The organism is Chitinivibrionales bacterium, assembly GCA_035516255.1.
Classification (GTDB): domain Bacteria; phylum Fibrobacterota; class Chitinivibrionia; order Chitinivibrionales; family FEN-1185; genus FEN-1185.
In genome coordinates this window covers 48,811-73,050 of record DATJAL010000009.1, presented here as the reverse complement: position 1 = coordinate 73,050, position 24,240 = coordinate 48,811, and the positions used below count along the sequence as shown (strand labels likewise).

Annotated in this window: 24 protein-coding genes and 1 tRNA gene; 9 read left to right on the top strand and 16 right to left on the bottom strand. The window is 57.6% G+C overall.

Translation table 11 applies throughout. The features are described 5' to 3' along the window. Position 1 precedes the first annotated feature (1 nt). From VLX68_03570 to spoVG, 10 genes are all read right to left on the bottom strand, one after another. Entirely contained in the window at positions 2–1,456 is a 1,455-nt protein-coding gene (locus tag VLX68_03570) for a DUF5683 domain-containing protein (GenBank protein HUI91306.1), read from the bottom strand. 121 nt (positions 1,457–1,577) lie between these two features. Further along, complete coding sequence (gene dapB / locus VLX68_03565; GenBank protein HUI91305.1) at positions 1,578–2,381, bottom strand: 4-hydroxy-tetrahydrodipicolinate reductase; 804 nt, start codon at positions 2,379–2,381, stop codon at positions 1,578–1,580. A gap of 167 nt (positions 2,382–2,548) precedes the next feature. After that, positions 2,549–3,436 carry a 4-hydroxy-tetrahydrodipicolinate synthase gene (gene dapA, locus VLX68_03560; protein HUI91304.1) on the bottom strand — a complete coding sequence of 296 codons (888 nt, stop codon included), beginning with the start codon at positions 3,434–3,436 and terminating at the stop codon, positions 2,549–2,551. 47 nt (positions 3,437–3,483) lie between these two features. Beyond that, the gene (rplI, locus tag VLX68_03555) at positions 3,484–3,936 is read right to left on the bottom strand and encodes a 50S ribosomal protein L9 (GenBank protein HUI91303.1); all 453 of its coding nucleotides are present in this window, start codon (positions 3,934–3,936) and stop codon (positions 3,484–3,486) included. Positions 3,937–4,011: 75 nt separating this feature from the next. Then, complete coding sequence (gene rpsR, locus VLX68_03550; GenBank protein ID HUI91302.1) at positions 4,012–4,239, bottom strand: 30S ribosomal protein S18; 228 nt, start codon at positions 4,237–4,239, stop codon at positions 4,012–4,014. Beyond that, positions 4,239–4,577, bottom strand: a complete 339-nt coding sequence (rpsF, locus tag VLX68_03545) for a 30S ribosomal protein S6 (protein HUI91301.1) — start codon at positions 4,575–4,577, stop codon at positions 4,239–4,241. Before rpsF ends, rpsR begins: the two co-directional genes overlap by 1 nt. 106 nt (positions 4,578–4,683) lie before the next feature. Beyond that, the gene (gene pth / locus VLX68_03540) at positions 4,684–5,325 is read right to left on the bottom strand and encodes an aminoacyl-tRNA hydrolase (protein HUI91300.1); all 642 of its coding nucleotides are present in this window, start codon (positions 5,323–5,325) and stop codon (positions 4,684–4,686) included. Between the two features lie 30 nt (positions 5,326–5,355). Continuing rightward, positions 5,356–6,249, bottom strand: a complete 894-nt coding sequence (locus tag VLX68_03535; protein ID HUI91299.1) for a 50S ribosomal protein L25 — start codon at positions 6,247–6,249, stop codon at positions 5,356–5,358. A gap of 286 nt (positions 6,250–6,535) precedes the next feature. Beyond that, positions 6,536–6,607 (bottom strand) — tRNA-Gln (locus VLX68_03530). Between the two features lie 136 nt (positions 6,608–6,743). Beyond that, positions 6,744–7,091 carry a septation regulator SpoVG gene (gene spoVG, locus VLX68_03525; protein HUI91298.1) on the bottom strand — a complete coding sequence of 116 codons (348 nt, stop codon included), beginning with the start codon at positions 7,089–7,091 and terminating at the stop codon, positions 6,744–6,746. 374 nt (positions 7,092–7,465) lie between these two features. On the opposite strand from spoVG, the gene argF reads away from it, so the two are divergent. From argF to VLX68_03495, 6 genes are read left to right on the top strand one after another with little or no spacing between them, the layout of a single operon-like run. Next, entirely contained in the window at positions 7,466–8,443 is a 978-nt protein-coding gene (argF, locus tag VLX68_03520; GenBank protein HUI91297.1) for an ornithine carbamoyltransferase, read from the top strand. 16 nt (positions 8,444–8,459) lie between these two features. Then, positions 8,460–9,230: an ATPase domain-containing protein gene (locus VLX68_03515; GenBank protein ID HUI91296.1), complete on the top strand. Its 771-nt coding sequence runs from the start codon at positions 8,460–8,462 to the stop codon at positions 9,228–9,230. Continuing rightward, positions 9,230–9,541 (top strand): hypothetical protein, encoded by a 312-nt coding sequence (locus tag VLX68_03510; protein HUI91295.1) that lies wholly within the window; start codon positions 9,230–9,232, stop codon positions 9,539–9,541. The genes VLX68_03515 and VLX68_03510 overlap by 1 nt, the downstream gene beginning before the upstream one ends. 4 nt (positions 9,542–9,545) lie before the next feature. Continuing rightward, positions 9,546–9,845, top strand: coding sequence for a hypothetical protein (locus VLX68_03505; protein ID HUI91294.1), 300 nt, complete (start codon positions 9,546–9,548; stop codon positions 9,843–9,845). Positions 9,846–9,858: 13 nt separating this feature from the next. Further along, positions 9,859–10,236: a response regulator gene (locus VLX68_03500; protein HUI91293.1), complete on the top strand. Its 378-nt coding sequence runs from the start codon at positions 9,859–9,861 to the stop codon at positions 10,234–10,236. After that, positions 10,211–10,657, top strand: coding sequence for a response regulator (locus tag VLX68_03495; protein HUI91292.1), 447 nt, complete (start codon positions 10,211–10,213; stop codon positions 10,655–10,657). Before VLX68_03500 ends, VLX68_03495 begins: the two co-directional genes overlap by 26 nt. Positions 10,658–10,806: 149 nt before the next feature. Here VLX68_03495 and VLX68_03490 read toward each other — a convergent pair whose 3' ends face one another. Continuing rightward, positions 10,807–11,484 (bottom strand): TylF/MycF/NovP-related O-methyltransferase, encoded by a 678-nt coding sequence (locus tag VLX68_03490; GenBank protein HUI91291.1) that lies wholly within the window; start codon positions 11,482–11,484, stop codon positions 10,807–10,809. A gap of 638 nt (positions 11,485–12,122) precedes the next feature. On the opposite strand from VLX68_03490, the gene uvrA reads away from it, so the two are divergent. From uvrA to VLX68_03475, 3 genes are all read left to right on the top strand, one after another. Next, the gene (gene uvrA / locus VLX68_03485; protein ID HUI91290.1) at positions 12,123–14,954 is read left to right on the top strand and encodes an excinuclease ABC subunit UvrA; all 2,832 of its coding nucleotides are present in this window, start codon (positions 12,123–12,125) and stop codon (positions 14,952–14,954) included. Between the two features lie 206 nt (positions 14,955–15,160). Further along, a complete protein-coding gene (locus VLX68_03480) occupies positions 15,161–16,612 on the top strand; it encodes a glycosyltransferase family 39 protein (GenBank protein HUI91289.1) in 1,452 nt (483 codons plus the stop codon). A 26-nt stretch (positions 16,613–16,638) separates the two neighbouring features. Next, the gene (locus VLX68_03475; GenBank protein ID HUI91288.1) at positions 16,639–17,010 is read left to right on the top strand and encodes a hypothetical protein; all 372 of its coding nucleotides are present in this window, start codon (positions 16,639–16,641) and stop codon (positions 17,008–17,010) included. Between the two features lie 39 nt (positions 17,011–17,049). On the opposite strand, the gene argH is transcribed toward VLX68_03475, so the two are convergent. Genes argH through VLX68_03450 form a run of 5 tightly spaced genes read right to left on the bottom strand, consistent with a single transcriptional unit; the run spans position 17,050 to position 24,179 of the window. Then, complete coding sequence (argH, locus tag VLX68_03470) at positions 17,050–18,423, bottom strand: argininosuccinate lyase (protein ID HUI91287.1); 1,374 nt, start codon at positions 18,421–18,423, stop codon at positions 17,050–17,052. Next, positions 18,420–20,138 (bottom strand): single-stranded-DNA-specific exonuclease RecJ, encoded by a 1,719-nt coding sequence (recJ, locus tag VLX68_03465; GenBank protein ID HUI91286.1) that lies wholly within the window; start codon positions 20,136–20,138, stop codon positions 18,420–18,422. Before recJ ends, argH begins: the two co-directional genes overlap by 4 nt. A 10-nt stretch (positions 20,139–20,148) precedes the next feature. Continuing rightward, a complete protein-coding gene (gene metG, locus VLX68_03460) occupies positions 20,149–22,176 on the bottom strand; it encodes a methionine--tRNA ligase (GenBank protein HUI91285.1) in 2,028 nt (675 codons plus the stop codon). Then, the gene (gene ricT / locus VLX68_03455) at positions 22,160–23,005 is read right to left on the bottom strand and encodes a regulatory iron-sulfur-containing complex subunit RicT (protein HUI91284.1); all 846 of its coding nucleotides are present in this window, start codon (positions 23,003–23,005) and stop codon (positions 22,160–22,162) included. The genes metG and ricT overlap by 17 nt, the downstream gene beginning before the upstream one ends. After that, positions 22,980–24,179, bottom strand: coding sequence for a hypothetical protein (locus VLX68_03450; GenBank protein ID HUI91283.1), 1,200 nt, complete (start codon positions 24,177–24,179; stop codon positions 22,980–22,982). The genes ricT and VLX68_03450 overlap by 26 nt, the downstream gene beginning before the upstream one ends. Positions 24,180–24,240 lie beyond the last annotated feature (61 nt).

Sequence of the window (24,240 nt, the reverse complement as noted above, 5' to 3'; positions counted from 1 at the left end):
GCTAAAACCGAAAGTTCATGGTGATTCCGGGGGCGATCAGCATGTCGCGGCCCGCAACGCCGGTCTGCAGGTCGATATGGTGCCAGAACGTCTGCTTGCCGAGCAGGTCCGCGTTGTAAACATTCGCACTTATCAAGGCGTCCACCGCGCTCACCACGTGGTTGATGAGGAGGAGGAACAGCACGGTGGTGGCGGTCTTGTAATTGTCGTTGGACTGCGACATGAGCGTACGGTACGTGCGCTGGTCGGCGGAATAGCCGTATTGCATGTCGCCATCAGCTATGGTAGCGCCGTTGTCCTTGTTCTTGATGGTGATGTAATACGACAGGCCGAGCGAGTCGTTGTTTCTGTAATACTTATACAGGTAATTAGGTTGATCCTGAAGCTGCCCGCCCGGGGTCGCATAATTTTGTATTTCCGCGAGCGTAGGCTGGCAATCGTTCCATCCCTGCGTATAGGCCTTGTCCTGGATGTCGCGGTAGAAATCCTGCGTTTTTGTGCTGCAGGCGTGCATGAAACTTACAAGCCCGTCCCCGGAAATGTTATCGAGCGCTGTCTGGATACCTCCCGAATCAAGCACACCATCTGAAATGAGGAAATTTTTCAGATCATTGTAATAAGTCTTCATCTTGTCGCCCGAGAATCTCCCGTTCGCGAATGCCGTTGCCTGGTTGTATTTGTCCTTCCCCTTGCTCGAGTACAACACGCTGACGCCGATGACGGCCGCCTCGGCAACCACGTACACGCCAGCCCGCCAATAATCTTTAATGTATGCCTGCCCCAGGCCGGGAATGCACAGGGACAGGAGCATGGCAAGTTTTGGCGAGCGGTATTCCTTGAGGTTCTTGGCAAAATTGATGGGACGGGCCTCTTCTATTCTAATGGTCTTTGCCGGCGCTGCCGGCGGCTGTGCCGCAGCGGCAGGCGCTGGCGTTGCCCTGGCCGACGTGTCCGCCGCGGCCGGAGCCGCCGCTGTTCTTGCCGTATCGCGGCTCACCGCCTGCTTTGCCGCGGTAGCCGCGGCAGGTTTTGCGGTATCGGCAGCCGTTTGCACCGCCACCTTGGCCGTGTCGGTTTTTGCGGGTTGCGCATTTTTTACCGGCTGGGACACTCCCTTTTCCGGGATGAGCATCTCCTCGTCTTCGGACATGATGTCTTCCTGCACCGTTTTCTTTTTTTGTAAAGTTGCGGCTGGCTTTGCGGGGGTCGCGGCCTTTTGAGCGGTGTCCTTTGCCGCAGCGGCGGCCGTTTGCGGCGCCGCCGTTTTCGCCGCGGTGTCCTTGGGTGCGGTTTTATTTTCGGCAGGCGCGGACGCCGCACCCTGCCTGGCGCTTGCCGCAGGCGGTACCGCCGAATTTCCCGATGCGGCTTTTGCGGTGTCTTGAGAATAGCTCTGAGAGGCAAAAAGGGCCGCCGCCACGGCAACGAGGAGAAATCCCGTCTTTCGCTGTATCATGAAGGATCCTTGAACACTAGCCGGTGAAAAACGCGCATTTTTTTGGCAGGCACGCCGCAACACCATTATTTCGTGTCAGAAATAAAAAAATTGACGTTTCCCCGGCCCGAAACGCCATTATTTACAGGCCGAGCACGTCGCGCATGGTGTAAAGCCCCGGCTTGCGGCCGCCGAGCCATTTCGCGGCGGCCACGGCCCCGCGGGCGAGCGTGGCCCTGCTGTGCGCGACATGGCGCAGTTCGAGCCGTTCACCCTGCCCGGCAAACAGCACGGTATGGTCTCCCACGATGTCGCCGCCGCGCACCGCGTGCATGCCGATCTCCTTTTTCGTGCGCTCGCCCACCATGCCGGACCTGCCGTTCTTCACCGCTTCGCCGTAGGTGGTGCCGGTGGCCGCGGCCGCGATCTCGCCGAGCCTGTGCGCCGTGCCGCTGGGCGCGTCCTTTTTCATCCGGTGGTGCGCCTCGATGATCTCGATGTCGAACGTGCCGCCCAGTTTTTTTGCAACAAGCTCCGTGAGCATGAACAGCAGGTTGATGCCGAGGCTCATGTTGGGGCCGAAAACAATGGGGATTTTCTTCGCGGCCGCTTCAATGCGGGCCGTTTGCGCCTCGTCGAAACCGGTGGTGCCGATCACGAGCCGCGCCTGTTTTCCCTCCACCGCGTCAAGGAGCGACAGGCTCGCTTTCGGCGAGGTGAAATCGAGGATGACGCTTTTGTCAATGGCGAGGCCGGCGACGGCGGCGGCCACGGTAACGCCTTTTGCCTCGAGGCCCGTGACAGAGCCGTAGTCCTTGCCCACGGCGGGGTGCGAGGCCTGTTCCACGCAGCCCGCAAGGCCGCATTCGGCGTCTTCCAGCGCGACCGCGGCGATTTCCCTGCCCATTTTCCCGCACGCGCCGTTGATGATGATGTTCGTTGTCATGGGAGCCTGCTCACTTTATAACATTTTCGAAGATTGACATAGAGGCACAGAGAAGTATATAGTTGAAAGTTGAAAGTTGGAAGTTAAATGCTTTTTGTTCTTTTCGTCACTTTCAACCTTTAACTTCCAACTCTTTTTCTCCGCATTGCTGCGATGATTGTTTTATCCTACGACAGCTGCTTGATGCCGCTCTGCTTGAGAACCGCGATGAGTTTTTCCCTGTTGTCGCTTTCCATGTCGACCAGCGGAAGCCGCAACGGCCCTGCGGCGAGCCCCAGATAATTCATCGCGGTTTTCACCGGGCCGGGGCTCGTCTCAAAGAACATGGCGTTGGAGACCGGCAGCAGCTCCTCGTGGAGCCTGAGCGCCGCGGCCATGTCGTTTTTTGCAAACGCGGCCAGCATCGCCACCATCTTCTGCGGCCAGATGTTCGCCACCACCGAAATCACGCCTTTTCCGCCGCACACGAGAATGGGAAGCGTGAGCGCGTCGTCGCCGGAAAGGATGGTGAGCCGGTCGCCGCAGCGGCGGTGGATCTCCGATATCTGCAGCAGGTTGCCGCTCGCCTCCTTGACTGCCACGATGTTTTTGAACTCGCACAGGCGCTCAACCGTTTTCGGCAGCATGTTGACGCCGGTGCGGCCCGGCACGTTGTACAACACGATGGGAATGTCCACGGTCGTGGCGAGCGTTTTATAATGCTGGTACAGCCCTTCCTGGGTGGGCTTGTTGTAATACGGCGTGATGCACAAAATGGCCTGCGCGCCTTTCTCCTTGGCATGCACCGCGGCCTCGATGGACTCGTGGGTGTTGTTGGAGCCCGCGCCCGCGATCACCTGGATGCGGCCTTTCACCTGCTCGAGGGCGATGTCCACCACCCGGTTGTGCTCGTCCCATGACAGGGTGGCCGATTCGCCGGTGGTGCCGCAGGGCACGATGCCGGACACGCCGTTCTGTATGAGAAACTCTATGTTGCTGCGCAGCCCCGCCTCGTCGACGAGCCCGTCGGCGCCGAACGGGGTCACGATCGCAACGAAACATCCTTGCAATGTCATAAACGCCTCTTTTGTTGATCAAAAGGCTTTACGGTAAACCGTATTCCTTACTTGGACTCTTCCTTGACCACCCACACCTTGAGGTTGGCTATAACGTCCTTGTACAGGGTAATCTTCACCGAATACACTCCGAGCTGCTTGATCGGCTCCTCCAGCTCAAGGTCTTTCTTGTCAACCGCGAACCCTTCCTTGGCCAGGAAATCCGCGATCTCCTGCGTGGTCACCGACCCAAACAGCCTGTCGTCCTCGCCCACCTTCGCCTTGATGGTGCACGGGATCTTTTCGATCTGTTTGGCCTGCTCACGCGCCTCTTTCTGCTTTTTCTCCTCGCGTTTCTCGGCGATCCTCTTTGATTCGGCCACCGCCTTGCGGTTTCCCTCGGTGGCGACCACCGCGATGCCCTGGGGGATGAGGAAATTCCTCGCGTACCCGTCCTTGACATTAACGACATCCATGGCCTTGCCGAGCTTGTCGTGGTCTTTTTTCAATACGACTTCCATGTGGTAATACCTCTTGTTATCGGTGATTGCTGTGCCTGCGGCACCATTCGGCCCGCGGCGCGGGCGCGGCGCCGTTTACTTCAGGTTCTCCGCGACAAACGGAATGAGCGCAAGATACCGCGCGCGCTTGATGGCGACCGCGAGCGCCTTCTGGTGCTTGGCGCACGTCCCCGACAGCCTGCGCGGAACGATCTTTCCCCGCTCGGTGATGAAGCTTTCCATCATCCGCTGGTCCTTGTAGTCCGGCTCGATGGAATTCTGGTCGAACCAGCACACTTTTCTCGATCGGCTTCTTTTATACATTATGCCTGCGCCCCTTCCGTTGGTGTTGATGCCTCGACGAGCCTGGAGGTCCCCGGCACCCGTCCCACGCTCAGATGACGGAGCACGGTCTCGTTGAGCTTGAGGTGTTTTTCCAGCTTGCCGGCAACGTCCCCTTCGCCGCTGTAAAGATACAGGTGGAAAATGCCGGTCTTCTTCTTCCGGATGGGATATGCAAGCATCTTCTTGCCCATCACCACGGTCTTTTCAAATGCGGCGTTCTTGCGGAAGAACTCTTCCAGCTTGGCGTTTTCGCCATGGATCGTGATTTCGGGAAGAGTTGCGTCAAAAATGACGACAGATTCGTAGGGTCGTTTCAACGTGAGCCTCCTTTGGTCTAGCGGCTTCACTCATGCGCGCATTCCCTTTGTTACGCGCCCGTGAAGCAGGATGATTGGATGTGTTGCTGTTATTACTGAATGCCGGTCATGGCCGGCTGTTTTTTTCCATACTCCTGTTATACCGGTTCATCGCCTTGTCTATGCCGTCGCTGCAGAACGCCGCCGCGGCATCCGCCGCGCATTTCACCGCCGCATCGAGACGGGCGGTTTCGGATTCGGTAAATTTTCCCAGCACGAAATCGACCGAGCCTTCGCCCTGCGGAAGCGGGCCGATGCCCACGCGCAGCCGCGGAAAATCGGGCCCGGTGCGTTCGATGATCGACGCCAGCCCGTTGTGTCCGCCGTCCGACCCGCCGCGCCTGAGCCTGATCGCGCCGAGCGGCAGGTTGAAATCGTCCGCGACAACGAGGCACGCCGCTTTCGGCACCGCGAACAGCCCGCCGCTTGCCGAAAAGGCCTCGCCGCAGCGGTTCACGAACGTTGTGGGCTTGACAAGAGCAACTTTCTTTCCGCGAAGCGTTCCGGTGCGGGCGTCAAACAACGCCTCGCTGCGGACGGCCGCGCCCGATAACGATTGCGCCAGGCAATCGAGCACCATGAAACCCACGTTGTGCCTGGTGCCCTCGTATTTCTGCCCGGGATTGCCGATGCCGAAAATGATGACATCGGTGCCCGCGGGCGGCTTTTTCCTGGAAAAGAACCGTAAAAAATTGACAAATGCCGCCACAGGTTCCAAATACTTCTGTTGCCGGTGTTTTTACTTGCCGCCCTTTGCGCCTTTTGCGTCCTTGCCGGGTGCCGCAGCAGGGGCCGCGCCTGGTTTTGCAGGAGCGGCGCCCGGTTTTGCAGGAGCAACTCCGGGTTTTGCGGGCGCACCTGGCTTCGCCGCAGCCGGGGCGCCTGGTTTTGCGGGAGCGCCGGGCTTTCCGCCGGCGGCCGGCGCACCGGGCTTCGCAGCTGCGCCTTCCGCGCCTTCTGCTGCAGGAGCGGCGGCGGCCTCTGCGCCTTCCGCGCCTTCCGCCGCGGGAACCGCGCCTTCGGCGCCTTCCACCGCTGCGGTGGGCTCCGGAGCCGTGACCACTTCTTCGGTGGGCACGATCACCACCGCGACGACTTCGTCCGGGGAATCTTTTATCACGGCGTTCTGCACCGTGATGTCGCGGACGTGCACCGAGTCCCCGATTTTGAGCATCGAAACGTCGACGCTGATTTTTTCGGGGATATTTGCCGGCAGGCATTCCACTCTGATGATCTTGGCCGGATGCTGCAGAACGCCGCCCATTTCCTTGACGCCGATGGGAGGCAGGCCAGTGAGCTCGACCGGAACGCCCACGGTCACCTTTTCGTCCATGGCCACGCGCTGAAAATCTATGTGCAGGAAGCGTTTCCTGTCGATGGTGTCGCGCTGGATCTCCTTGATGATCGCAACGGCCTCCTTGCCCTCTTCCTCGGTGAGGCTGAGGTTGAAAAGGCTTCTGGTTTTTTTCGCCCGCACGAGACGGGTAAACTCGTTCGCGTCTATCTCAATGGTTGTGGGCTGCCTGCTGCGGCCGTAATAAATGGCGGGAATCCACCCGCTGACACGCGCCTTGCGCGTATAGGATTTTCCCGACCCTGCCCGCGGCCGCGCCTTGAGTTTGATGATGTCCAACGTGAACCTCCTTGAATTTTATTATCATTGATAAAAAAATCTGGCGGGGAGAGGTATCTCCCCTGGCCTCAGCCTCCTCGTCCCGCCGGCAGCGGGACTGCGGAGTCTTCGGCACACCCCTCACAGCGGGGCCCGCCCCGCAACGCCCCTCGAACAAGACAATCATTGATGCCAGAAATCCGACTTTACACTAGGGAGTATACACAGGGTTTGCACATTATGCAGAAACCAGCTTTTCCGAACCCTTCCTCACCCAGCTTTCTACGCATGAAAAATCACGTAGAAGCTGGGGCGGAAGGATTCGAACCTCCGAATGCGAGGACCAAAACCTCGTGACTTGCCACTTGTCGACGCCCCAGCAAAGTTCCTAAAATAATATCTGGTGCATTCGGGAGTAAACTTTAAGGATTTAAAAGGATGAAAGGATATTCGGGTACAAAAAAGGACATTTCCCTTACGGTGAAATGCCCGTTACCTAAGGATGAATGCCCCTGTCAATGCTCCGCCTTTGCCGCCTCGTCATCCATGTCAAAATCCTCTTCCTCGGCCGGACTCGGCGCCTTGGTAACCGTCTGCGCGGCCCCGGATTTGTTAAGTTCGTTTTCAAAGGCATCAAGGACCTTGTCTTCGATTTTCTTTCTCATCTCGTTGTTGATGGGGTGGGCGACGTCCTGGTAGCTGCCGTCTTTCCTTTTCCGGGAAGGCATGGACACGAAATACCCCTGCGAGCCGTTGATAACCTTCAACCCGCGCACCACAAAACAATCGTCGAACGTGATGCTGGCAAACGCCTTGAGCTTTTCTTCGTTCCGAAGCGTTATTCTGACCTCTGTGATATCCACCGGAAGCCTCCTGATGAATGTGTGAAAAACGGCCAAGGCGAAACCGCCTTGCGCCCTGGCGCAGAATCGGAAAAGCTTAAATAGCCTCTCTCGACGAGAGGCATTGGAGTGATACTGGGTCTGTCTTCTGTTATTTAATATGTGAGATTGATGTTAAGGGAAGCAAGAATATTAATCTATTTTGTTTGACAAAATATTCCAATATCCTTGCTCGACGGAAGTGAGAAACAATTATTTTAATTAATCTTCAATTAATAACAAAATGATTTTTAAAGGTTACTTGCGGATCCATCCACTTTGGAGGAATGGATTTCACAGCCCGGAACAGTTATTATTTAACAATGTTAAATACCTTAACAACGGCATAAGTTCTAATGAGCTCGGCCAAGAGAAAACAGGCGTTTCCCACGCACGGTGACCACGTGGGGCAAAGGACTAAAAAGAACCTTTTGACCCTTTTTGACTATTCGCCCGAGGAAATCGAGCACCTCATTCTTCTCGCTAAAAATCTTAAAAACAAACGTCTTAATGCCGACCCAAAAGTGTTTGAGAGCAAGACCGGCGTTCTGATCTTTGAAAAACCGTCGCTGCGCACCCGCATCACCTTCGAGGCCGCAATGTACGAGCTCGGCGGCCATCCCATTTACCTTGCGTCCGACCAGATCCAGATGGGCAAGCGTGAAAGCGTTGAAGACGTTGCGAAAAACCTGGAGCGGTGGGTGCACCTCATCGTGGCGCGCACTTTTCTGCACGAGACCGTGGCGGGGCTTGCCATTCACAGCTCGATACCGGTCATCAACGCCCTGTCGGACAAATTCCACCCGTGCCAGGCGCTTGCCTTCGGGCTCACGGTGTACGAGCGCCTGAGCGCGCAGAAAGGCCTGAAGATCGTTTTCGTGGGCGACGGCAACAACGTGTGCCACTCGCTCATGGTGGTCGCGGCAAAACTGGGATGGCATTTTATCGCCGCGGGCCCGAGAGGATACGAACCCGACCCGGCGGTGCTGGCGCTGTGCCGCGGCGTTGCCGCGGACACGGGCGCGAAAATTGACATATCGGACAACCCGGCCGAGGCGGTCCGCGGCGCCACGGTGATCTACACCGACGTGTGGACGAGCATGGGACAGGAAAAGGAGACCGCGGTGCGGAAAAAGCGCTTCGCGCCCTTCCAGGTGAACGAACGGCTCCTTTCCCGCGCCCCCAAAGACGTCCTCGTCTCGCACTGCCTGCCGGCGCACCGCGGCGAGGAGATCACCAGCGGCGTGCTTGACTCGGACCATTCGATTGCGCTTGACGAAGCGGAAAACCGCCTCCACGTGCAGAAAGCCATCATCGTCCATCTTTTCTCCTGATCCAAGGAGCGTGCATATGAAGGAAAAGAGAATACCGTTCGGCATCAAGGGCCTCGACGAGATGATCCAGGGCGGGCTCCTTCCCGGCTCGGCCAGCCTCATCGAGGGCGCGCCCGGCACGGGCAAGACCACCATGGGGGTGCAGTTCATCTACAACGGCATCACGGAGTACGACGAGCCGGGCCTCATCATCACCTTCGAGGAATTCCCCCAGCAGTATTACCACGACGCCCTGCAGTTCGGCTGGGACCTCAAGAAACTGGAGGCGTCGGGCAAGCTCAAGATTGCGTTCTCGGACCCTGAAACCACGCTCAAGGAATTCGAGAATGTCGACGGCACCTTTATCAGCATCATCGAGAAGATGAGCATCAAGCGGGTGCTGGTGGACAGCGTCACGCATTTCGAATCGCTGTCGGTGGACGAGTTCCACCTGCGCGAGATCGAGCGGAAGTTCATCAACGCGCTCAAGCGGGAAAACGTGACGAGCGTGCTGCTGCGCGAGAACGACAGCCTCATGGGCCAGATGAGTAGGGTCACGAGCAAGATCCCGTTCATCGTGGATTCTTATTTCCTCATGCGCTACGTGGAGATCGACAGCACGGTGCAGAAAGCCTTTCTCATCCTCAAGATGCGCGGCAGCGACCACCAGAAGGACATCCGGTGCTTCAAGATCGGGCCGCACGGCATCGAGGTGGAATCGAAGTTCTCGGGCCGCGAGGGCATCATGAGCGGCATTTCGCACAACACGCCGCAAGACGCATTTGTCAAAGTTTTCGGTAAAAAGTAATGAACGTCACCATGCTGCTTGATTTCGGGCGCTTTTGCCTTGCCGCATACCTGTGCGCCGTGGCGTGCCTGAACGTCACCATGTACCTCATCGCCGCATTTTACCAGAAGAAATTCGGGGAGCCCACGCCGAGGATTGGATTCATCGTCTCCATCATTCTTTCGCTGCTGTGCGCGCTCACCGTGTTTGTTTCCGCGGGCGACGGCAAAATGCTCGGCGCGCTGCAGGCGGGACTGGTCATCCTGGCCGCGATCTCGTCGATGATAAGTTCCACCAACCTGTTCCTTAAAATGGGAAAGCCGAGGAAATAGGCGCATGGGCTTCACCCACTACATCGTTCTCTTTGATGCGTCGGCGGTGCTCCTCATGGTCATTCTCATTTATCTGAGCAGGCCCCTCGGCGTTGCGCTCAAGATCCCGCCGTGGTACCGCCTGCTGTACGTGACTTCGATTGTCATCGCGGTCACGGCAATCTCTGAAATAATCGGCAGCGACCTCGGTCTTCACATCCCGCAGAGTATTCCCATGCTGTTAAGGGTTGTATCGGCGGTCGTCGCATTTTTAGTGTGCCTTAAATACTGGAATTGGGCTTTTTCGGAATTTTTCAGAAAATAGGGGCAAAAGTTCAATGAAAAAGAAAATCATTGTCGTCGAGGATGAAATGGACATAGCGGAACTGGTGAAACTGGTTCTGGAGACCGACGAATTCGAGGTGCAAACCGTACTCGACGCGCCCGCGGCCTACGACAAGGTGAAGGAATACAAGCCCGACGCGGTGCTCCTCGACCTCTCCATGCCCAAGATGAACGGCTGGGAAGTGTTCAAGCAGATCCGAAGCGACCCGGAGTTCGCCAAGCTCCCCATCGCGATCCTCACCGCCAAGACCCACGCCTTTGACGAGATGGTGGGGCTGCATGTCATGAAGGCCGACGCGTATATCACCAAGCCGTTCGGCAAACAGGAGCTTCTCAACAAGACCCATGGCCTCTTTACCGAACGAAGCTGACCGCCGCATCCTCATCGTGGACGATGAGGCCGACGTTCTGGACTTTCTTAAAATCTATCTCGAGAGTCTGGGATGGAAGACGACCCTTGCCTCCTCGACGGCCGAGGCCTTCTCGCAGCTCGAACAGGGCTCCTTTTTTCTCATCCTCACCGACATCGCCATGCCCGATATGGACGGATACGAATTCATCGGCAAGCTCAGGGAAAAGGGCGTTGCTTCGCAGGTGGTGCTCATGACCGGCTTCGGCTACAACCCCAAGCACACGCTCATCAAGATTTACAAATCGTCAAAAATCCCGTGCCTGTTCAAACCGTTCAACCGGACAAAGCTTTCGGAGACCATTCAGCAGATGTACGAGGAATACAATAAGGGCCTTTCCCAAGAGCCCCCGCCAGCCGTTCCCCCGCAGCAGAATACTTAAAATAAAAATTACCACGGAGCCACGGAGAAAGAATGCAGTTGGAAGTTGAAGGTTGAAAGTTGAAGGCGGTAAAACGGACAAGGCGCATTTAACTTTCAACTTCCAACTTTAAACTATTTGTTCTCTCTGTGCCTCTGTGGCAATCTTTCTTATTTGCACAGCACAACGCTTCCACCCGAATCGCACAACGGAAAATATCCCCGTCCGATCTCCTTGCAGAACTCCTCCACCGCGGCGCGAACGCCCTTGTAGCCGGGGCCGGAAAAGTCATGGACAAAAAGGAACCCGCCCTCCTGCATGCGCGGATAAAAGTACCTCAGCCCGGCGATGATGGGGAGGTACAGGTCTGCGTCGAGGCTGACAAATACGAATTTGCCTTCGATACCGGCCGCGGTATCGGGGAACCTTCCTTTTTTCACCACACAACGGCCTGGGTTTTTCATTTTTGCCAGCACCGTTTCCACGCTGGTGCCGGAGAAATCCTCGTCGTGTTCGTGGTACCCTTGTTTTCTGTCGAACGCGACGTCCTCTTTTGAAAAGCCCTCAAAAGTATCGAACAGGTACAGGGCCCGGTCGGGGAACGCCTCGTTGATCTTGCCCGCGAACTCGCCCTTGTAAACGCCGACCTCGGCGACGCTGCCGGGGATTTTCTTCTGGTATATCTCATATGCAATAAGCTCCAGCGACGAGGACCGGACATAGTCCATACGGTCGGTGACATCGAGAATTCTCTCCCGGTACAGATGCGGCATGGTGGAGGTGAGAAAGAATCCGCGGGACATTAATAGTCTTTGGCCGAGGCTGATGAATTTACGTTTTATCGTCATAGTAAAATTGTCCTTGATGAATGTAGTTGTCTTAAAAAAATAAATCCGGGCGTTCCCCCTTGGAGAGGCTTCGCCCTCCAAGTGGTCGGCCGTCCACCCCTTCGGGTGCTTCTCCCTCGTCAGGGATTTCCAAGGGTCACAAGGGTCGTCGTCCTTCGGCTCGGGCTGCCACGCTCCAGCGGGTCTATTTCCTCCCGTTGGTCGGGACCAAGCTCCAGTCCTGGGCGGCGGCAGACTTCCGGTTAGTAAAGTAACAGAATTCGCGCCAATCAGGCTAATGTAATTAATTAGTCAGGTTAATCTCCCTAAACAACAGCCTTCCGCGGGTGCGCCCGGCGGATGTGTGAAGCTTGCAGCGGTCGGTACCCGGCCGCACCCAGAAGGGGGTGTGGGTGCAGATCACCGCCGCCGCGCTGTCTTGATGCTTCGAAAAGCTCAAGCATGCGCCACTAAAGTATTTGCTACTCGACAACCGCGCGGCGGCGGAAGCTGCACCCCAGGGGGAGCCCTCCCCCTTCAAAATATTAATAACAAGACGAGGTATTTTAAATCAGACAAATTGTCCCGCCCTTTTCAAACCCCACGTTGTAATTTTAATCAGGATTTCCAGAATTACCAGGATACTCGGAACAAAAATCATGCAAGTAAAAGACATTATTATCAAAGGCGCCCGCGAGCACAACCTCAAGAACATCGACGTCACCATTCCGCGCAACAGCCTCACGGTGATCACCGGGCTTTCGGGCTCGGGAAAAAGCTCGCTGGCGTTCGACACGCTGTATTCCGAGGGCCAGCGCCGCTATGTTGAATCGCTGTCGGCGTACGCGCGGCAGTTTTTAGGCCTCATGGAAAAGCCCGACGTGGATTCCATCGAGGGCCTGTCGCCCGCAATTTCCATACAGCAGAAAAGCACGGGCCACAATCCGCGCTCCACGGTGGGCACCATCACCGAGATTCACGATTACCTGCGCCTGCTGTTCGCGCGCATCGGCGACCCCACGTGCTACAAGTGCGGCAGGCCCATCACGCGTCAGACCGTGCAGGAGATCACGGACAAAATCCTGGACCTGCCGTCGGGCGCAAAATTCCAGATCCTGTCACCGGTGGTGTCGGGCCGCAAGGGGGAATACAAGGACCTGTTCGAGAAGCTCCAGCGCGACGGGTTCGTGCGCGTGCGCGTGGACCGCATCGTTTACACCCTCGACGAGCAGATCGCGCTTGACAAAAACAAGAAGCACACCGTCGAGGTGGTGGTCGACCGGCTGGTGAACGGCGCCGGCATCAAGAGCAGGCTCGTGGATTCGCTCGAGACCGCGCTCAAGCTGAGCACCAACGGCACGGTCGCGGTCGACCTCGTGGGAAAAGACCCCATTGTCTTTTCGGAGCTTCTCGCCTGCCCGGTGTGCGGCATCTCCTACGACGAGCTCACGCCGCGCATGTTCTCGTTCAACAGCCCGTTCGGCGCATGCGAGACCTGCAGCGGCCTGGGATACCTTCTCGAGGTCGACCCGGACCTCGTGGTTCCCGACCCGTCGCGCTCGCTTTTTTCCGGCGCCATCGTGCCGTGGAACGCGGCGGCAACGCTGGGCAGCTGGAACCACCAGATGATGCTGTCGGTGTGCAGGCATTTCGGCATTCCTGTTGACAAACCGTATTCGTCGCTCACGGAAAAACAGAAGGACATCCTGCTTCGCGGCGCGGGCGAGCAGAAGATCCTCATGAAATGGGAGAACCGCAGCCGCGAGGGACACGGCCAGTTCAAGAAGGAGTTCGAGGGCGTTATCCCCAACCTCCTGCGCCGGTACCGCGATTCGACATCGGAGGAGATCCGCCGCTGGATCGAGGGCTACATGGCCCAGCGGCCCTGCCCGGCCTGCAAGGGCAGGCGGCTCAAGCCGCAGAGCCTGGCCATCCTGATCAACGGCCGCAACATCGCCGACCTTTCGCACCTGTCCATCGACGGCCTCAAGGAGTTCTTTGCCGCGCTGCCGCTGCAGCCGCGGCAGGCCCAGATCGCGAAGCAAATTCTGAAGGAGATCGGGGAACGCCTTTCCTTTCTTGTCAATGTCGGGCTCTCGTACCTTTCGCTCGAGCGCGCGTCGTCGAGCCTTTCCGGCGGCGAGGCGCAGCGCATTCGGCTCGCCACGCAGATCGGCTCGCGGCTCACCGGCGTCATCTACATCCTCGACGAGCCGAGCATCGGGCTGCACCCCCGCGACAACGGCAAGCTGCTCACCACGCTCGTGTCCCTGCGCGACCTGGGCAACACCGTGGTGGTGATCGAGCACGACCGCGAGACCATGCTTTCGGCCGACCGCATCCTCGACATCGGGCCGGGCGCGGGCGTACACGGCGGCAGGCTCGTGGCGAGCGGGACGCCAAAGGAGATCATGGCAAACCCGGCGTCGGTCACCGGGCTCTACCTCGCGGGAAAAAAGAAAATCCCGGTCCCGGGCCGGCGACGCAGCGGCAACGGCCGCTTCCTCGAGATCACCGGAGCCAGTGGCAACAACCTTAAGAACATCGGCGTTTCGATTCCGCTCGGCATGCTCGTGTGCGTCACGGGCGTGTCGGGCTCGGGCAAAAGCACGCTGGTCAACCAAACGTTGTTTCCGGCGCTGGCGAAAAAAATCTACAACGCCAAGCTGCCCTGCCTGCCGTTCAGGCAGATCAGGGGGCTCGCGCTGCTTGACAAAGTGATAGACATCGACCAGTCGCCCATCGGCCGCACGCCGCGCTCCAATCCCGCCACCTACACCAAGACGTTCGACCACATCCGCACGCTGTTCACCATGCTGCCGGAAAGCAAGATACGCGGGTACAAGGCGGGACGCTTCAGCTTCAACGTGAAGGGCGGGCGCTGCGAGTCGTGCGAGGGCGACGGCGTGATAAAAATAGAAATGCACTTTTTGCCCGACGTGTACGTACAGTGCGAGACCTGCCACGGCAAACGGTACAACCGCGAGACGCTCGAGATCACCTACAAGGGCAAGACCATCGCCGACGTGCTCGACATGACCGTGGACGAGGCGCTCGGGTTCTTCGACAGGATTCCGTCAATCAAGGCGAAGCTCGCGGTGCTGTCGCGCGTGGGACTGGGCTATATCCACCTCGGGCAGCAGGCCACCACCCTGTCGGGCGGCGAGGCGCAGCGCATTAAGCTCGCGGCCGAGCTCGCCAAGCGCGCCAGCGGCCAGACCATTTACATCCTCGACGAGCCCACCACCGGCCTGCACTTCGAGGACATCCTGCTGCTCATGGACGTGATCGGGGAGCTTGTTGACAAAGGCAACACCGTGATCGTGATCGAGCACAACCTCGACGTGGTCAAGTGCGCCGACTGGATCATCGACCTCGGGCCCGAGGGCGGCGACAGGGGCGGCACCGTGGTGGCGACCGGAACGCCGGAGCAGATCGCGAAAAGCCCGGCTTCGGTGACGGGGAAGTATTTGAGACCGCATCTGGGCTGATAATATTCGCGCGTGATTTTGAGAATTATTTCAAATCATGGAAGGGCCTAGCCGGCCCTTAGACCCGCCAAGGAAAATGCGTCTTGTAACGCCCCACTATATCTCCCCCCGGGGAGATTTATAGAAATGAAACTATTTAATTTTACTATTTTCCTTTTAATTCGGTGGATGAAATATCATCGCTTCGTTAATATTGAAGATAAGCCATGGGTCAATCCTCAAACATAAGAACAATAATTGCGCTTGTCCTCATTACCCTCGCCGGTTTCGGCATGCGGTTGTGCAGTATATCCCAGAACAGCCTGTCGCTTGACGAAGGGTACACGCTGTTTCTGGCGAAAAAAAGCACGCCGGAAATGCTGCACAGCATCATGGCGGACGACAACCACCCGCCGCTGCATTACCTTCTCATGAAATTATGGGTACCAATCGCCGGGCAGTCGGAATTTGCCCTGCGCCTGCCGTCTGCGGTTGCCGGCACGCTTGCCGTTCCCGCGGCGTACGCGCTTGCCGCGGCCGCGTTCGGCAGCGGCACGGGCATTGCCGTGGCCTGCATCCTTGCGGTGTCGCGGTATAACCTCGCGCTGAGCCAGGAGGGACGCGGCTATTCGCTCATGGTGCTGCTGGGTATCTTGTCTTATTATTTCTTTTTTCTGATTCAAAGCAGGCCTGCGAGAAAAAATATCGTATTATATGTCGTTTCAACCATTTTGCTTTTTTACACACACTACTACGGCGCGTTCGTTATTCTGGGACAGGTGCTTTACTTTGCGTATAAACTTGCCGCCTTACCCCGCGAAAATAAAACCGGCTATTTAAAATCCAACATGATCATCTTCGGCGTTGTTTTTCTTTTCTGTGCGCCGTGGTTGCCGGTTATGTTCTTCAGGGCAAGGGCAGAGGCACCCTTGACGCGATTCGGATCATTGCTGACCAAGGAAATATTCGTGGCGTTCGGAACCTACGCCGGCTCCATCTTGGCACTTCTGGTTTTTATGTTCATTCTGATTGCGTGGATGATCCAGCAGCGCCGGAATCTCTTTTCCAAGGCAACCTGGGAGACTGAAAACGGCGCATGGGCGCTCTTCATTTGCTGGGTGACCGCAGTCATCATTATTCCCTACATCTTTTCATTTTTTACCGTGCCTTTTTTCACCAGGCGTTGCGCGGTGACCGCGTCAATCCCTTTTTATATCCTCATTGCATTTACCGTTTACAGAATCAACCTCCGTTTTCTGCGGATCATCCTGCTGGCAGCCCTGTTTTTCACCTGCATATTTGAAGACCTGCGCTATTTCAGCGCTCCGATAAATCCGAGGTGGAAAGAATGCAGCCGTATGATAGACGAAGTCAAAAAAGACGGGGACGCTTTGGTGTTTTCACCCGCGGGATGCAGGGACTATGTTTTTTCATACTATTCGAAAAAAAGGCCTTCTCATTGTTTCCTGTATCCCATTCACGACGCGCCGGTTTCAGGCGAAACCAAGTCGATGATTGACACGCTCAAAAAATATCCGACAATCTATTTCGCGCGGGGATCGGAGATTCTGGACAACGGAGCGTTTGAATCGGCGCTGGCGAGGGGATTTGCGATGAAGGATTCGGTGGAGTTCGGGAAGCTGGTGATGTATAAGGTGGAAAACAGGGTTGCTAAATAGAACTTTAACGTTTCTGTTTAAAAAATATGGATTACTATATAATTTCCCAATATCTTGACGATAGCGAGGCTGTTTCGTTAAGGGACCGGCTATTAGCGGCGGGGATTCCGTCCATCATTACACCGCACGGGCCCGGCGGCCAGTTTCGCGGGGGATTTTATAATTTGGTAAAAATCAATAAAAGTGATTTTGAAAAAGCACTGCCCATTGTATCGAAATTTAATGAGGAAATTGAAACCGACCGTATCAGCAAAAAACACGAGCTGACGTTAAAATGTCCGAAATGCGATTCAAGGTCTATTTTCCTGCATGAAAAGAAATCGATTTTCGACAAGGTGTTTTATTTTGGAGTAACGGTGTGGAGATGTAATAAATGCGGGAATGAATGGTATACGTGAGAGAGCAATGTACATCTTTTAACTTATCTACGCAAACCATCAACTATTCTTAATCAGACTTTCCGCCTTTATTATCTGCCTCCTCACGCTCCCCGTTCCCGTCCCGCCGTACACTCCCCTGTGTTCAATCGCGTTTTCCCATTTGAAAACCCTGAGCGCGTCGTTGCCGAACAGCGGGGAGAATTCCCTGAGCTGGTCCACGGTGAGGCCCGTGAGTTTTGCGCCCGACGCAACGCAGCAGCCAACGAGCTTTCCCACCACCTTGTGCGCCTGGCGGAACGGCACGCCTTTTGACACAAGGTAATCGGCGAGATCGGTAGCGAACAAAAGCGGGTCGAGGTCTTTTTTAATGGCGTCCGCGTTTACCGATAGCGTTGCGATGACGTTGGTGAACACTTCCAGGACAAGCTCCATCTGGCAAAGTGAATCAAATAGTGACGCTTTATCTTCCTGTAGATCCTTGTAATATGCAAGCCCTACACCCTTGAGCGTTGCCGCGAACCCGGTGTGGTTACCGATGAAACGGCCGGCTTTGCCGCGGATGAGTTCAAGTGAATCGGGATTTTTCTTTTGCGGCATCATGCTCGAGCCGGTGGCCCAGGCGTCGTCGAGCTCGACAAAAGAGAATTCCCTTGACGACCAGACGACAAGGTCTTCGGCGTAGCGTGAAAGCAGGGTCCCGCACGACGCGCAGGCGGCAAGCGCTTGCAGCACAAAGTCGCGCGACGCAACGGCGTCCATGCTGTTGTCGGAGATTTTGGAAAAACCGAGCTTCCTTGCGAGAAAATTCCGGTCGACATTGAAGCCGCTGCCGGCGACCGCGCCGGAGCCGAGCGGCATGAGGTCGGTGCATTCCTTTACTTGTGCAAACCTGGTTTTTTCCCGTTCAAGCGCGAACAGGAACGAGAGCCAGTAGTGGGACAGGAGAACGGGCTGCGCCTGCTGAAGGTGCGTGTAGGCTGGCGCAATGACCGTCATGTCGCTTTTCGCGCGCGACAAGAGCGCCTTTTGCAGGCCGGAAATCAGCTGTCGGATGTCTGTTGCCCTGCGCATGACATACAAACGCGTGTCGGTGGCGACCTGGTCGTTGCGCGAGCGTCCGGTGTGGAGCTTTTCGCCCGCGGCGCCGATTTTCGCGGCGAGCATGCGCTCGATTGCCATGTGGATGTCCTCGTCCGAGGCGACGAAGCGCGCCCTGTTCTGTTTGAAGTCCTCGAGCAGCCGCGCCAGCCCGCGCTCGACGGCCGCGCATTCGCGCAAAGAAAGCACTTTCGCCTTTTTGAGCGCCCGCGCCCAGGCGATGCTTCCCTCGATGTCTTCCGCAAAAAGTTCCTGGTCAACCGGAAGGGAATTGTTGAACCGCTCCATCAGCCTGTCGGTCTTTTTTTTAAACCGGCCGTCCCACATGGTCATAGCTCCACTCCCTTCACCCTGAGCTGCAGTGATTTCCTGCCGTTCCATTCGTTTTCGTCAAGGCAGAACGCGAGCGTATACGCCCCGGCCCTGCCGAGCTCGTTTTTGCGGTCGCCGAAATTGAAGGCGATGGCGTCCATGGATATGCCGCCGTCCTGCACCATGAGCTTGAGATGTTTTTCGCCCACGACGCGTGGGTCGAAGCGGTTCTTCAGGTCGCGGCACACGAGCACGGGCCGCATGTTGCCGGGGCCGAACGGTTCCATTGCGGTGATGCCCGAATAAAATTCCTGCGTGAGTTCGGCCAGCCGCACCACGGCGTCGGCCGTCACCTTGGGAACAAGGTCTTCGGGCGCGATCTTTTTGTGCGCGATCTCGTTGAAGCGGCTCCTGAAGGCCGCGAGGTTCTCCTCTTTTATGGTCATGCCCGCGGCCGCTGCATGGCCGCCGAATCCCTCGAGCAGGCCCGAGCATTCGGTGAGCGCGTCGTGCAGATGGAATCCCGCGATGCTCCGGCCCGAGCCGCGCGCCAGGCCGTTTTCTCCTATCGCAAACAGAATGGACGGCCGATGGTACCGCTCCACGAGCTTGGACGCCACGATGCCCACCACGCCGCAATGCCACTGCCGCGAGCCGGCCACGATGCCGTAGTCGCGGTCCGCGTCGCAGTTCTCCTCCACCCATGAAAACGCCTCGTCCTGTATGTGGTTGTCAAGCGCCCGGCGCTCGATGTTGGCCTCCTTGAGCTCCGCCGCGTAAAGGCGGGCCAGGGCCGGGTCGTCGGTGAGCAGGAGCTCCACCCCCCGGCGCGGATCGCCGAGGCGTCCCACGGCGTTGATGCACGGCGCGATGCGGAACACCACGTCGCCGGTGGAGATGCTCGCGCCGTCGCAGCCCTGCGCCGAAAGCAGGGCGCGCAGCCCCTGGTTCTTGGTGTAGGGCAGCTGGCCGAAGCCGATGCTCGCGATGATGCGGTTCTCACCCACCAGCGGCACGATGTCGGCGGCGGTTCCCACTGCCGCAAGGTCAAGGTACCTGCTCCACAGCTCGTCGCCGCCGCCGATCCTTTTTGCCAGCCCCTGCGCGAGCTTGAGCGCCACGCCCACGCCGGCGAGGCCGTCGTCCGGGTAGCCGCACGAGGGAAGCTTGGGGTCGAGCAGGGCAAACGCGGCGGGCAGTTCGTTTTTGGGCTCGTGGTGGTCGGTGACGATCACGTCCATGCAAAGCGACTTTGCAAGCGCGACTTCCTCGCAGGCGGTGATGCCGCAGTCGACGGTGATCATGAGCGTGGCGCCCTGTCCGGCGAGCAAGCGCACGCCGTCAAGGGACAGGCCGTACCCTTCTGTCAATCTGTTGGGAAGATAGTAATCGCAGGACGCGCCGAACTGGCGCAGGAGCCTCAGCAGCATTGCGGTGGAGGTCACGCCGTCGACGTCGTAGTCGCCGTAAATGACGATCTTTTCCCTGTCGCGCAGGGCGGCGCAGATACGGTCGCACGCCTTTTCCATGTGCTTGAACAGGAACGGGTCGTGGAAATGCTCCTGCTGCGGCGCGGAGAATTTCCTGCACTCGTCCGCGGTCTTGAACCCGCGTACCGCGAAAATCGTCGCCAATGCGGTTGAAACGCCGAGCTCCGCGGCAAGGCGCTTCACCACGGCGGTGTCGACGGCTTTCACCACGATGGACTCTTTTGCGGCGCGCATGGTTGTCTGCATACGGGAACCCCTACGACACCTTTGAGCCGGGCGCGACGGGCCTGTCCGGCTGGACCACCGACAATTTGCCGTTGTCAAGCGCGGCAAGCAGCATGCCGTCGGACGTGACGCCCCGGACCACCGCGCTTTTCAGGTTTGCCACGACCACCACCTGCTTGCCCACGAGCGATTCCGGATTGTACGATTGCGCCACGCCCGCGACGATCTGGCGGGTTGCGCCGCCCATTTCCAATTGCAGCTTGAGAAGCTTGTCGGATTTCTCTATTTTCTCTGCCGCGAGCACCGTGGCCACGCGCAGGTCAAGCGCCTTGACCGCGGCGATGTCGATTTCCGCCGGGGCCGATGCCGCCGCGGAAGCGGACGACGGCGCCTGTTGGACGGCGCCCTGTCCGCGCAGCAGCTCCAGCTGTTCCATTTCAAGCGGCTGGACAAGTATTTCCGTTTTGCCAAGCTTCCCCGATCTCAGGGAAAAGACATGGTCATTCCATGAAAGTTCCGCGCCGAAAAGATCCTCAATCTTTTTGACAAGGTCAGGAGTGATGGGCTTTAAGAAGACCGCGATGGAGCGTATCATGTTGAGGCAGGTCACCATCACCTTCGCGGCCGCGTTCTTGTCGGTTTTTAAAAGTTCCCACGGCTTGCTGTCCTGATAATATTTGTTTCCCTTATCGCCGAGCTCCTGCACTTGCTCGATGACCGATTTGTAATCGGTCTTTGCATACGCGTCGGCGATGCTTTTCCCCTTTTTGACAACCTCCTCCGCAAAGGAGGCTTCCCACGCCGCATCAGGCACCTTTGCGTCGAAATACCGCTCGCAGAACACCACGGTGCGGTGGTGGAAATTGCCGATGTTGTTGGCAAGCACCGTGTTGACGCGGCTCTGGAATTCCTCGGCGTTGAGGTCGAAATCATTCACCGAGCCCGAAAGTTTTGAAGCGAAAAAGAACCGCAGGAACTCCGCGGCCTGCGGGTGTTTCGCCTTGTCAAGAAAGTCGCGCGCCAGGATGAACGTTCCCCTGCTCTTGGACATCTTCTCGCCCGCGATGTTGAGGAACCCGTGCACGAAAATCTTCGACGGCAGCCTGAAGCCCGCGCTGTCGAGCATGACCGGCCAGAACAGGGTGTGGAAATAGGTGATGTCCTTGCCGATGAAATGCACGATGCTGCAATCCGCTTCCTTTGACCAGAACGACTCCATTTTTTCATGATGTTCATCGCACCATTTTTTTGTCGAGGCCATGTAGCCGATCGGCGCGTCGAGCCAGACGTAGAAATATTTGCCGGGCATGCCCGGGATCTCGAACCCGAAATACGGCGCGTCGCGGGAAATGCACCATTCGCGGAGCTTGACCGACAGCCAGCTTTGGGCGAAATTGCGCACCTCGTCGGCCAGAACGCCGGAGCCGACGTATTTGTCAAGGAAGTCGTGGCGTCTTTCCAGTTGCACGAAAACGTGCCGTGACGATTTCAGCACCGGCGTTTTTCCACAGGTGATGCACACCGGCGACTTCAGGTCGGTCGGGTCGTACGTCGATCCGCACACCTCGCACACGTCGCCGTACTGGTCGGCAGCCCCGCAGTTGGGGCACGTTCCCTTGATGAAACGGTCGGGCAGAAACCTGCCGTCTGTTTCGCAAAAGTACTGCGAAATCTCCTTTTCCTCAATGAGCCCTTTTTCTTTGAGGCTTTTGTAAATCAGCTCCGCGTAATGCCGGTTCTCCTCGGAGTTGGTGGTGTAGAAAACGTCAAACCCGATGTTGAAGCCGGCATAGTCTTTCTTGTGCCGCTCCCACATGCCGGCCACGAGCTTTTCGGGCGTGACGCCCTGCTTCATGGCGTTGATCTGTATGGCCGTGCCGTGCGTGTCGTCGGCGCACACGTAAACGGCGCGGTTTCCCAGCAGCTTCTGGAATCGCACGAACACGTCGGTCTGCACCGCCTCCACGAGGTGCCCCAGGTGCAGGTCGCTGTTGGCGTACGGCAGCGCGCCGGTCACCAGAAACGTCCGCGCGGCAGCGCCGCTATTCTTTTTTGTCATTATTCATCCGCCCTTTCGAAAGCTCCTCGGGCGTGAGCCATTCGTCGGTGCCGTCGGAAAAGCGCACCTGGCCCACGTTCTTGAACACGTTGATGAAGGTGAGAACGCCCTCCTTGTCCTTGCCGTCCTTTCCCTTGATCACCAGCTTGCTGTCGATGGCGGGAAATTCCTTGAACACGGTGTGGTACTCCTCCTCCTCGTAACGCAGGCAGCACAGCAGCCGGCCGCAGTTGCCCGATATCTTTGCCGGGTTGAGCGATATCTGCTGGTCCTTGGCCATCTGCGTGGTGATCTGCTCGAACTCGCTGAGGAACGCGCTGCAGCACTGCTTGCGGCCGCACACGCCGTAGCCGCTCACCCGCTTGGCCTCATCGCGCACGCCGATCTGCCGAAGCTCGATGCGCGTGCGGTACACCGACGCGAGGTCCTTCACCAGTTCCCTGAAGTCAACGCGCTGGGCCGCGGTGAAGTAGAACGTGATCTTGCTGCCGTCGAACTGCATCTCCACGTCCACGAGCTTCATGTCGAGGTTGTAGTGCTTGATCTTTTCCCGGCACACCTTGTAGGCGTCGTTTTCCTTCTGCAGGTTCGCGTTGTGCTGGTTCATGTCCTTCTCCACGGCCAGGCGCACGATCCCCTTTGCGTCGCCCTTGCCGCGCTTGAGCTTGACAAGCGCGCCAACGAGCGACACGCGGCCCAGGTCCTCGCCGCGCTCCGCCTCAACCACCACGCTGTCGCCCTCGTTGATGTCGAGCTCGCTGCGGTTGCGGTAGATGGCCCGGCGCTCTCCCTTGAACACCACTTCAACCAGCTTGCTGTTTTTCGACATTCAGAATCTCCATGAGCGTCGTGACGAAATTGACCAAGATGATGCCGATGTTCCCGTAGTTCCTCACGCCCGACAGCGCGGCGTTGCACGCGTCGAGCAGGCGTCCGGTCGCGGCCGGGCCATTGAAAATACCGGCGGGGTCGGCCAGTATGTTGCTTTCATCAATATAATTTTCAGAGCACCCCTTTTTCCGCAAAAAGCTGTTTCTCAGGAGGTACAGCAGATAGGTGAAAAAACGTTCGTGCACGGCAAAATTCTTTTCCCTGGCGCGCTCGTCGATCGCGGGACCAATGGCGAGCCAGTCACCGGTGGCGCAGAGGTTCCAGAAGTCTTTCACTTCCTGGGCTGTTTCCTGCAATGTTGAACCGTTTCCGAGTTCATCGCCGTGCGCGAGCGAAAGCGCCCTTCCCAGCGAGCCCATCGAAAAGTACACCGCGTCGTTGATTTTCGCTTCATCGGCGGATTTTCCGAGCGTTGAAGCGAGCTCCTGCCGGATCCGGGGCGCCGGCACATGGCCGAACCGCACGATCTGGCAGCGCGACGCGATGGTGGGCAGCACCGCCTCGGGCCTGCACGTGGTGAGAAACAGGAAGGTGTTCTGCGGCGGCTCCTCGAGGGTCTTGAGCATGGCGTTGGCCGAGAACGCGTTCATGGTGTCAACGTCGCAGAAGATGGTGGCGGTCCGCTCGCCATCCACCGCCCCGCGCAGGATGCCCTCGTTCACCTCCTTGATCCACTCCACCGGAATGGAGGGCACCTTGTGCAAAGCCGATTTGTCAATGTCCTCGTCCTCGTAGGAAAGCGGCGCGTAGGGCGACCCGATTTTCTTGGGCACGAGCGACGCGATGAATTCCCAGCCCTTCTGGTTCAGGTCGCCGCCCGACTTGTGGCTTTCGTCAAGCAGCACCGGAAATATCACGTGCAGGTCGGGATGGCTGCCCGAAAGCGCCTTGCGGCACGCCGCGCAGGAAAGGCAGGGCGCGGTATTTTCGTCGGCGCACAGAAGCGCGAGCGAAAGGTCGAGCGCGGCCGCGAACTTCCCCACGCCCTCCTCGCCGCAGAACAGGTACGCATGGCCGAGACTGCCTGATGTAAAGGCCGGGCCGAGCATCTCCTTCACCCGTTCCTGGGCAACGAGGTTTTTCCAGACCATTGATTTCTGATTTTTCGGCATGATAGTGTTAAACACGTTTCTGGATGAAAACTGAAACAGGATTAATAAAAATAATTGATAT

Excerpts from the sequence above, each read along its gene's own strand:
- VLX68_03570 (HUI91306.1), bottom strand. The coding sequence starts at position 1,456 with ATGATACAGCGAAAGACGGGATTTCTCCTCGTTGCCGTGGCGGCGGCC.
- dapB (HUI91305.1), bottom strand. The coding sequence starts at position 2,381 with ATGACAACGAACATCATCATCAACGGCGCGTGCGGGAAAATGGGCAGG.
- dapA (HUI91304.1), bottom strand. The coding sequence starts at position 3,436 with ATGACATTGCAAGGATGTTTCGTTGCGATCGTGACCCCGTTCGGCGCC.
- rplI (HUI91303.1), bottom strand. The coding sequence starts at position 3,936 with ATGGAAGTCGTATTGAAAAAAGACCACGACAAGCTCGGCAAGGCCATG.
- rpsR (HUI91302.1), bottom strand. The coding sequence starts at position 4,239 with ATGTATAAAAGAAGCCGATCGAGAAAAGTGTGCTGGTTCGACCAGAAT.
- argF (HUI91297.1), top strand. The coding sequence starts at position 7,466 with ATGAGCTCGGCCAAGAGAAAACAGGCGTTTCCCACGCACGGTGACCAC.
- VLX68_03515 (HUI91296.1), top strand. The coding sequence starts at position 8,460 with ATGAAGGAAAAGAGAATACCGTTCGGCATCAAGGGCCTCGACGAGATG.
- VLX68_03510 (HUI91295.1), top strand. The coding sequence starts at position 9,230 with ATGAACGTCACCATGCTGCTTGATTTCGGGCGCTTTTGCCTTGCCGCA.
- VLX68_03505 (HUI91294.1), top strand. The coding sequence starts at position 9,546 with ATGGGCTTCACCCACTACATCGTTCTCTTTGATGCGTCGGCGGTGCTC.
- VLX68_03500 (HUI91293.1), top strand. The coding sequence starts at position 9,859 with ATGAAAAAGAAAATCATTGTCGTCGAGGATGAAATGGACATAGCGGAA.
- VLX68_03495 (HUI91292.1), top strand. The coding sequence starts at position 10,211 with ATGGCCTCTTTACCGAACGAAGCTGACCGCCGCATCCTCATCGTGGAC.
- VLX68_03490 (HUI91291.1), bottom strand. The coding sequence starts at position 11,484 with ATGACGATAAAACGTAAATTCATCAGCCTCGGCCAAAGACTATTAATG.
- uvrA (HUI91290.1), top strand. The coding sequence starts at position 12,123 with ATGCAAGTAAAAGACATTATTATCAAAGGCGCCCGCGAGCACAACCTC.
- VLX68_03480 (HUI91289.1), top strand. The coding sequence starts at position 15,161 with ATGGGTCAATCCTCAAACATAAGAACAATAATTGCGCTTGTCCTCATT.
- VLX68_03475 (HUI91288.1), top strand. The coding sequence starts at position 16,639 with ATGGATTACTATATAATTTCCCAATATCTTGACGATAGCGAGGCTGTT.
- argH (HUI91287.1), bottom strand. The coding sequence starts at position 18,423 with ATGACCATGTGGGACGGCCGGTTTAAAAAAAAGACCGACAGGCTGATG.
- recJ (HUI91286.1), bottom strand. The coding sequence starts at position 20,138 with ATGCAGACAACCATGCGCGCCGCAAAAGAGTCCATCGTGGTGAAAGCC.
- metG (HUI91285.1), bottom strand. The coding sequence starts at position 22,176 with ATGACAAAAAAGAATAGCGGCGCTGCCGCGCGGACGTTTCTGGTGACC.
- ricT (HUI91284.1), bottom strand. The coding sequence starts at position 23,005 with ATGTCGAAAAACAGCAAGCTGGTTGAAGTGGTGTTCAAGGGAGAGCGC.
- VLX68_03450 (HUI91283.1), bottom strand. The coding sequence starts at position 24,179 with ATGCCGAAAAATCAGAAATCAATGGTCTGGAAAAACCTCGTTGCCCAG.